Below are 8,153 nucleotides of genomic sequence, written 5' to 3' on the forward strand. Positions count from 1 at the left end.
CCACCCACTGAACCGACTTCCGCCCACCCACTGAACCGGTCCCTGCCCAACCGACTGGACCGGACCCCTTCCAGGGCAGCACCCGACCCGATCGGACCGGCCCGGGGTGGGTGCTCAGTGGCCGAGCAGGCGGCCGAAGAGTGCCGCGCGCCGCGCGGGTCGACCGGTACGCTGCTCCACCGCGTCCGCCGAGGTCATCACCCGCAGCCCGGCGTTCACCCCGAGCCACCGCAACGGTTCGGGCTCCCAGCGGGGCGACCGGTGACCCACCCAGGGCAGCCCGGTCAACTCTCCCGGGGTGCCGAGGATCAGGTCGGCGAGGGTACGGCCGGCGAGGTTGGACGTGCCGACCCCGTCCCCCACGTAGCCGCCGGCCCAGGCCAGTCCGGTGCTCCGGTCCAGTCCCACCGAGGCGGACCAGTCCCGGGGCACGCCCAGCGGCCCACCCCAGGTGTGGCTGACCGGCAACTCAGGACCGAGGACCGGGAACAGGTCGGTCAGGGCGCGGGCCAGCGCGGCGAAGACCCGGGGCTCCCGGTCGTACGACGGGTGCACCCGGGAGCCGAAGTGGTAGGGGGCGCCCCGCCCGCCGAAGGCCAGCCGCCCGTCCCGGGTCCGTTGGCCGTAGACGATGACGTGCCGGTGGTCGCTGAACGTCTGCCGATCGGCCAGGCCGATCCGGTCCCAGGTCGTCTCGGGCAGCGGCTCGGTGGCCAGCATCAGCGAGTAGACCGGCACCAGGGCCCGGCGCTGGCCGGGCAGCGTCGGTGTGTACCCCTCGGTGGCCCGGACCACCACCGGGGCCCGGACCGTACCCGTCCGGGTCACCGCCGCACCCGCGGAGATCGCGGTGACCGGGGTCTGCTCGTGGATCGTGACGCCGCGCCGCTCGACCGCCGCAGCGAGCCCGCGGACCAGTTTGGCCGGGTGCACCGCCGCGCAGTGCGGCGTGTACGTGCCGCCGAGCACCCCGGTGGCCGCGCAGTGCCGGGCCGCCTCGGCGGGCCCGAGCAGGGTGAGATCGTCCGGGCCGAAGCCGTACACCCGGGCCTCGGCGACCGCCGCCTGGGCCCGGTGCAGTTGCGCGGCGCTGCGGGCCAGCACCACCGTCCCACCGACGGCCCAGTCGCAGTCGATGCCCTCGGCGGCGACCACCCGGCCCACCTCGGTGACGGTGGCGTGCATGGCGCGTTGCATGGCGACCGCCGCCTCGCGACCGTGCCGGCGGGCCAGGGCCGGCACCGAGGTCGGCAGCAACGCGGAGCACCAGCCGCCGTTGCGGCCGGAGGCGCCGTACCCGGCGATCTCCTTCTCCAGCACGACGATCCGCAGCGTCGGGTCGGCCACGGCGAGGTAGTAGGCGGTCCAGAGCCCGGTGTACCCGGCACCGACGATCACCACGTCGGCCAGGCGGTCGCCGGGCAGCGCCGGTCGGGGCGTCAGGTCGTCGTCGACCGTGGACAGCCAGTGGGAGAGTCGCCGGTACCGCTGTGGTGACCGGTCCCCGGCGGCGGCCGACGCCCCGGTGCCGCCGGGGACCGGTGTACCCGGCCCGTCGTCGGCGGCACCGGCTGCGGACGGGCCGTTCAGAGCCGCTGCCATGCCTCGGTCAGCACGGCGCGCAGGATCTGCTCGATCTCGTCGAACTGCTGCTGCTCGGCGATCAGCGGCGGGGCGAGCTGCACCACCGGGTCGCCCCGGTCGTCGGCCCGACAGTAGAGACCGGCCTGGAACAACGCGGTGGAGAGGAATCCACGCAGCAACCGCTCCGACTCCGCCTCGTTGAACGTCTCCCGGGTTGTCTTGTCCTTGACCAGCTCGATGCCGTAGAAGTAGCCGTCGCCCCGGACGTCGCCGACAATCGGCAGGTCGTGCAGCTTCTCCAGGGTCGCCCGGAAGGCGTCCTCGTTGGCGCGGACGTGCCCGACCAGGTCCTCCCGGGCGAAGACCTCCAGGTTCGCCAGGGCCACCGCGCAGGACACCGGGTGCCCGCCGAAGGTCACCCCGTGGGCGAACATGCCGGTCTCGGTGAGGAACGGCTCCATCAGCCGGTCACTGGCGATCATCGCGCCGAGCGGGGCGTACCCGGAGGTGATGCCCTTGGCGGTGGTGATGATGTCCGGCTGGTACCCGTAGCGCTGGGCGCCGAAGTACTCGCCGAGCCGGCCCCAGGAGCAGATCACCTCGTCGGAGACGAGCAGGACGTCGTACGCGTCGCAGATCTCCCGGACCCGCTCGAAGTAGCCGGGCGGGGGTGGGAAGCAGCCGCCGGAGTTCTGTACCGGCTCCAGGAAGACCGCGGCGACCGTGTCCGGGCCCTCCCGCTCGATGGCCCGACCGATCTCGTCGGCCGCCCACCGGCCGAACGCCTCGGGGGAGTCACCGTGCTCCGGGGCCCGGTAGAAGTTGGTGTTCGGCACCTTGATCGCACCGGGGACGAGCGGCTCGAAGTCGGTCTTGATGCCGGGCAGCCCGGTGATCGACAGGGCGCCCATCGACGTGCCGTGGTACGCGATGTACCGGCTGATCACCTTGTGCTTCACCGGCTTGCCGACCCGCTTGAAGTAGGCGCGGGCCAGTTTCCAGGCCGCCTCCACCGCCTCCGAACCGCCGGTGGTGAAGAAGACCCGGTTCAGGTCGCCGGGGGTCAGCGTGGCGATCCGCTCGGCCAGCTCCACGGCCGTCGGGTGGGCGTACGACCAGAGCGGGAAGTAGGCCAGCTCGGCACTCTGCTTCGCGGCGGCCTCGGCCAGCTCGGTCCGCCCGTGGCCGGCGTTGACCACGAAGAGTCCGGCCAGTCCGTCGAGGTAGCGGCGCCCCTGGGCGTCCCACACGTAGGCGCCCTCGCCGCGGACGATGGTCGGCACCTCGTCGGTGGCGTAGCTGGCCATCCGGGTGAAGTGCATCCAGAGGTGGTCGGTGGCGTTGGCCATGGCAGCCCCATCGGTCACGGGCCGGTCAACGAGGGGTGTACACCGGCCGCTCTGCCTACGGTTATCGCACAGTCGGAGCCGGTGAGGCAAGTGTTAACGCGGGTCGCAGCAGCTAGAGACAACGGATTCAGGTGGCATGGTCATCTTGCGCGACGAAATCCGTATCCGTTATGCGGTGCCCCAGGTGTACGTCTGCTTGCGCAGCTTGAGATAGACGAACGCCTCGGTGGAGAGCACCCCGGCCACCCCGCGCAGTCGCTGGAGGATCTCCAACAGGTGGTCGTCGTTGCGGCAGACCACCTCGGTGAGCAGGTCGAAGGAGCCGGCGGTGATCACCACGTAGTCGACCTCGGGCAGTTCCGCCAACCGGTCGGCGACCGCCTCCAGGTCGCCGTCGGTCCGCAGGCCGATCATCGCCTGCCGGGGGAACCCGAGCTGCAACGGATCGGTCACCGCGACGATCTGCATCACCCCGGCGTCGAGCAACCGCTGCACCCGCTGCCGGACCGCCGCCTCGGAGAGGCCGACCGCCTTGCCGATGCTCGCGTACGGCCGCCGCCCGTCCTGCTGGAGCTGTTCGATGATCTGCTTCGCCACGTCGTCGAGCAGAGCGTGGTTGGCGCCGTCACGGACGGTGACCCGCCGCCCGAGGGTGGCCGTCTCCTGCTGTCGGTTGGTCATCGTCCGCTCCCCATGTCCGGTTCGTCGATGCTGAGGGTAAGACCCGCTGTCGCCGCCCCGGTCACCACCAGGGCCGATGCGCGCCCGGGGGCAGTCTGGCGCATTTCGTCGCGCAGGGCTATCTCCGCAACGGAATCCCTTGTAAGGGCGGTCACTCCGTGTCAGGATCGGTCGTCTGATCGCGATGACCTCCCGTCGGAGCAGGGCTCGTGCCGATCCGTGCCACCGACGTCGCCCCCCACCTGCGCCACCGACACCGCCGCCACCGGTCGTTGGCGCCGACCCCGAGGAGCCGTCACATATGCGTACTCCCCTCCGGCCGTCGCACCCCCTCTCCCGGCGCGGCCTCCTCTCCGGCGCGCTCAGCTCGGCCGCCCTGCTGGCCGGCGGCGGCGTACTCGCCGGTTGCGGCACCAAGGGCGCCCAACAGACCGAGACCGGTTGCGTCAGCGAGGACCTGTCCGGCACGGAGAAGGTGCTCAACTTCTCCAACTGGCCGCAGTACATGGACGTCGACGAGGCCGACGAGTCGAAGCGGCCGACCCTGGACGCCTTCCAGAGCAGCACCGGCATCAAGGTCACCTACACCGAGGACGTCAACGACAACAACGAGTTCTTCGGCAAGGTGCAGAACCAGCTCGCCGGCTGCCAGGCCACCGGGCGGGACATCATGGTGCTCACCGACTGGATGGCCGCCCGCATGATCCGGCTCGGCTGGGTGCAGAAGCTCGACCCGGCCAAGATCCCGAACGTGCAGGCCAACCTGCTGCCGTCGCTGCGCAACCGGTCGTTCGACCCGGAGAACCGGATCGCCATCCCGTGGCAGTCCGGCCTCGCCGGCCTGGCCTACAACGGCAAGGTCGCCAAGGAGATCCGTACCGTCGACGAACTGCTCACTCGCCCCGACCTCAAGGGCAAGGTGACCGCGCTCAGCGAGATGCGCGACACCATGGGCCTGCTGCTCCAGTCCAACGGGCACGACCCGGCGAACTTCACCGCCGCCCAGTTCGACGACGCACTGGCCAAGCTCAAGCGGGCCGTCGACTCCGGCCAGATCCGCCGGTTCACCGGCAACGACTACGCCCCGGAACTGGCCAAGGGCGACATCGCCGCCTGTGTGGCCTGGTCCGGTGACGTCATCCAGCTCTCCGCCGAGGACGACAAGATCCAGTTCGTCACCCCCGACTCCGGGGTGATGCTCTACTCCGACAACATGCTGGTGCCGAACAAGGCCACCCACAAGGGCAACGCCGAGGCACTGATGAACTACTACTTCGAGCCGAAGGTGGCCGCCCAGCTCGCCGCGTACGTCAACTACATCTGCCCGGTACAGGGCGCCAAGGCGGAGATGGAGAAGATCGACCCGGAGCTGGCCGCCAACCCGCTGATCTTCCCCGACGAGGCGATGCTGTCGAAGTCCAAGGTGTTCATGGCGCTCACCGAGGAGCAGGAGCGGTCGTACGAGTCGAAGTTCCAGCAGGTAATCGGAGCGTGACCCGGATGGCGCAGAAGGAGCCCGGCGGCGACCTGCGACTGGTCGACGTCACCAAACGGTTCGGCATCTTCACCGCGGTCGACGAACTGACCCTGACCGTGCCGCAGGGGACGTTCTTCGCCCTGCTCGGTGCGTCCGGCTGCGGCAAGACCACCACCCTGCGCATGGTCGCCGGGTTGGAGGAACCGACCAGCGGGCAGGTGTTCCTCGGGGAGCAGGACATCACCCGGCTGCGCCCGTACCGGCGGCCGGTCAACACGGTCTTCCAGAGCTACGCCCTCTTCCCGCACCTGGACATCGCCGAGAACGTCGCGTTCGGGCTGCGCCGCCGGGGCCTGCGCAACGTCGCCGGCCAGGTCGAGCAGATGCTCGCCCTGGTGCAGCTCGACGGGTACGGCCCGCGCCGCCCCGGTCAGCTCTCCGGCGGTCAGCAGCAGCGGGTCGCCCTGGCCCGGGCCCTGATCAACCACCCGCAGGTGCTGCTGCTCGACGAACCCCTCGGCGCGCTCGACCTGAAGCTGCGTCGGCAGATGCAGATCGAACTGAAGCGCATCCAGACCGAGGTCGGCATCACCTTCGTGCACGTCACGCACGACCAGGAGGAGGCCATGACGATGGCCGACACCGTGGCGGTGATGAACGCCGGCCGGATCGAGCAGCTCGGCGCCCCGGCCGAGCTGTACGACTACCCGGCCACCGCGTTCGTGGCGAACTTCCTCGGCCAGTCCAACCTGCTGGCCGGTGACGCCGCCGGCACCAGCGCCGGGGACGTCCCGGTCCAGGTGCACGGCGCCCGGTTCACCGTGCCCGCCGAGCGGGCCCGGGCCGTCCGGGGCCCGGTCCACCTCGGGGTACGCCCCGAGAAGCTGCACCTGGTCGGCTCGGTCGAGGCGGTACCCACCGGCAGTCAGCACCTCGCCGGGGTGGTCACCGACGCCTCCTACACCGGGGTCAGCACCCAGTACCTGGTCCGTACCGACTGGGGCACCGAACTGACCGTCTTCGCGGCGAACAGCGGCGGATCGACCCCGGTGCCGGTGGGCACCCCGGTCGTCGCGCACTGGCGGGCCGAACACGCCTTCCTGCTGCCCCGTGAACCGGGCGAGTCGGACCGCACCACCGGGCTGGTCGACGAGCCCGCCGCGGTCGGAGCGCCGACATGACCCTGCTCGCCCGGGTACCGGCGAACCCGGCACCGGTCGCCCCGCTCCGCCGGGGCCGGTACCCGCTGCTGCCGTACCTGCTCCTGCTGCCCGGGGCGGCCTGGCTGCTGGTCTTCTTCGGCCTGCCGCTGGTACAACTCGCCGCGACCAGCCTCTACGACCCGGCCGGTTCACTGGCCACCGGGTACGCGATGACCTGGGCGGTGGACAACTACCCGGCCGCGTTGCAGGCGTACTGGCCGCAGTTCTCCCGCTCGTTCCTCTACGCCGGCATCGCCACCGTGCTCGCGCTGCTGATGGGCTACCCGCTGGCGTACGCCATCGCGCTGAAGGCCGGCCGGTGGAAGAACCTGCTGCTGGTCTGCGTGATCGCGCCGATGTTCACCAGCTTCCTGGTGCGTACCCTGGCCTGGAAGACCATCCTGTCGGACAACGGCTGGCTGGTCGGGCTGCTGCGCGACGTGCACCTGCTCGACGCCGACGGCCGACTGCTCGCCACCCCGGTCGCGGTGGTGCTCGGGCTGACCTACAACTTCCTGCCGTTCCTGGTGCTGCCGCTCTACGCCAGCCTGGAACGGCTGGACTACCGGCTGCTGGAGGCCGCCAGCGACCTCTACGCCAGCCCGGTCGGCGCGTTCCGCCGGGTCACCCTGCCGCTCTCCATGCCCGGCCTGATCGCCGGCACGCTGCTCTTCTTCATCCCGGCCAGCGGCGACTACATCAACGCCGAACTGCTCGGCACCCCCAACGAGTACATGATCGGCAACGTCATCGACTCGGCGTTCCTGGTCCGGCTGGACTACCCGCAGGGCGCGGCGCTGTCCTTCCTGCTGATGGCGGCGGTGCTCGCGGTGGTCTTCGTCTACCTGCGCCGCGCCGGCACCGAGGAGGTCCTGTGACACACCGGGTGTGGCGCTGGCTCGCCCGGCACTGGGTGATGGCGGTCGCGCTGCTCGTCCTCGGCTACCTCTTCCTGCCGATCGCCGTGGTGGCCGCGCTGTCGTTCAACCGCCCGTCCAGCCGGCTCTCCTACGACTTCCACGAGTTCACCCTGGACAACTGGCGCAACCCGTGCGCCACCGCCGACATGTGCGACGCGGTGGTACGCAGCGCCCAGATCGGCTTCATCGCCACCGTGGTCGCCACCGTGCTCGGTACGCTGATGGCGTTCGCCCTGGTCCGGCACCGGTTCCGGGGCCGCTCCGCGATCAACCTGCTGATCTTCCTGCCGATGGCCACCCCCGAGCTGGTGATGGGCACCTCGCTGCTCGCGCTCTTCGTCGCCGCCGGGGTACCGCAGGGCTTCTGGACCATCGTCATCGCGCACGTGATGTTCTGCGTGTCGTTCGTGGTGGTCACCGTCAAGGCCCGGCTCGCCGGCATGGACCGGCGGCTGGAGGAGGCCGCGATGGATCTCTACGCCACCCCGTGGCAGACGTTCCGGCTGGTCACGCTGCCACTGGTGCTGCCCGGCATCGTCGCCGCCGCGCTGCTCGCCTTCTCCCTCTCCTTCGACGACTTCATCATCACCAACTTCAACTCGGGGACCACCGTGACCTTCCCGATGTACGTCTGGGGAGCCAACCAGCGGGGCATCCCGCCCCAGGTCAACGTGATCGGCACGGCGATGTTCGTGATCGCCCTGCTGCTGGTGCTGGCCAGCTCCGTACGCCGCCGCCGGCCGCTGGACGGCCCGGTCCGCCGGGCCCCCGGCGACCCGGGCGGTCGCCGGCCGCTGGACGGTACGGCCAGCCGACCGCTGGGCGGCCGGCCATGAGCCCGGCCGGCCATGCCGGGGCGGCCCGACCGGATCCTCGCCGGGCCGCCCACCGCGCACTCGCCGACGCCGCCCCCCGTCCCTACTGGCTCGACCGACCCGAA

The 8,153-nt window shown here is 70.9% G+C and carries 7 protein-coding genes; 4 read left to right on the forward strand and 3 right to left on the reverse strand.

Features of this window, described 5'->3' with window-relative positions:
* Positions 1-114 precede the first annotated feature (114 nt).
* The 3 genes from GSF22_RS27080 to GSF22_RS27090 form a co-directional block, all read right to left on the reverse strand.
* Positions 115-1,602 carry an NAD(P)/FAD-dependent oxidoreductase gene (locus GSF22_RS27080; RefSeq protein WP_208816567.1) on the reverse strand — a complete coding sequence of 496 codons (1,488 nt, stop codon included), beginning with the start codon at positions 1,600-1,602 and terminating at the stop codon, positions 115-117.
* Complete coding sequence (locus tag GSF22_RS27085; protein ID WP_208816568.1) at positions 1,587-2,933, reverse strand: aspartate aminotransferase family protein; 1,347 nt, start codon at positions 2,931-2,933, stop codon at positions 1,587-1,589. Before GSF22_RS27085 ends, GSF22_RS27080 begins: the two co-directional genes overlap by 16 nt.
* A 168-nt stretch (positions 2,934-3,101) precedes the next feature.
* A complete protein-coding gene (locus GSF22_RS27090) occupies positions 3,102-3,614 on the reverse strand; it encodes an Lrp/AsnC family transcriptional regulator (protein ID WP_208816569.1) in 513 nt (170 codons plus the stop codon).
* 301 nt (positions 3,615-3,915) lie between these two features.
* Between GSF22_RS27090 and GSF22_RS27095 the strand changes: the two genes are divergently transcribed.
* The 4 genes from GSF22_RS27095 to GSF22_RS27110 are packed head-to-tail and all read left to right on the forward strand — an operon-like array spanning position 3,916 to position 8,049.
* Complete coding sequence (locus tag GSF22_RS27095) at positions 3,916-5,109, forward strand: polyamine ABC transporter substrate-binding protein (protein ID WP_208816570.1); 1,194 nt, start codon at positions 3,916-3,918, stop codon at positions 5,107-5,109.
* 5 nt (positions 5,110-5,114) lie between these two features.
* A complete protein-coding gene (locus GSF22_RS27100) occupies positions 5,115-6,272 on the forward strand; it encodes an ABC transporter ATP-binding protein (RefSeq protein WP_208816571.1) in 1,158 nt (385 codons plus the stop codon).
* Positions 6,269-7,171, forward strand: a complete 903-nt coding sequence (locus tag GSF22_RS27105) for an ABC transporter permease (protein ID WP_208816572.1) — start codon at positions 6,269-6,271, stop codon at positions 7,169-7,171. Before GSF22_RS27100 ends, GSF22_RS27105 begins: the two co-directional genes overlap by 4 nt.
* Positions 7,168-8,049, forward strand: coding sequence for an ABC transporter permease (locus GSF22_RS27110; protein WP_307804365.1), 882 nt, complete (start codon positions 7,168-7,170; stop codon positions 8,047-8,049). The genes GSF22_RS27105 and GSF22_RS27110 overlap by 4 nt, the downstream gene beginning before the upstream one ends.
* Positions 8,050-8,153: the final 104 nt, after the last annotated feature.

This window comes from Micromonospora echinofusca, assembly GCF_017614955.1.
In the GTDB taxonomy this organism is placed as follows: Bacteria; Actinomycetota; Actinomycetes; order Mycobacteriales; family Micromonosporaceae; genus Micromonospora; species Micromonospora echinofusca_A.

Coding starts and splice junctions, on each gene's coding strand:
- GSF22_RS27080 (WP_208816567.1), bottom strand. CDS start 1,602: ATGGCAGCGGCTCTGAACGGCCCGTCCGCAGCCGGTGCCGCCGACGAC.
- GSF22_RS27085 (WP_208816568.1), bottom strand. CDS start 2,933: ATGGCCAACGCCACCGACCACCTCTGGATGCACTTCACCCGGATGGCC.
- GSF22_RS27090 (WP_208816569.1), bottom strand. CDS start 3,614: ATGACCAACCGACAGCAGGAGACGGCCACCCTCGGGCGGCGGGTCACC.
- GSF22_RS27095 (WP_208816570.1), top strand. CDS start 3,916: ATGCGTACTCCCCTCCGGCCGTCGCACCCCCTCTCCCGGCGCGGCCTC.
- GSF22_RS27100 (WP_208816571.1), top strand. CDS start 5,115: ATGGCGCAGAAGGAGCCCGGCGGCGACCTGCGACTGGTCGACGTCACC.
- GSF22_RS27105 (WP_208816572.1), top strand. CDS start 6,269: ATGACCCTGCTCGCCCGGGTACCGGCGAACCCGGCACCGGTCGCCCCG.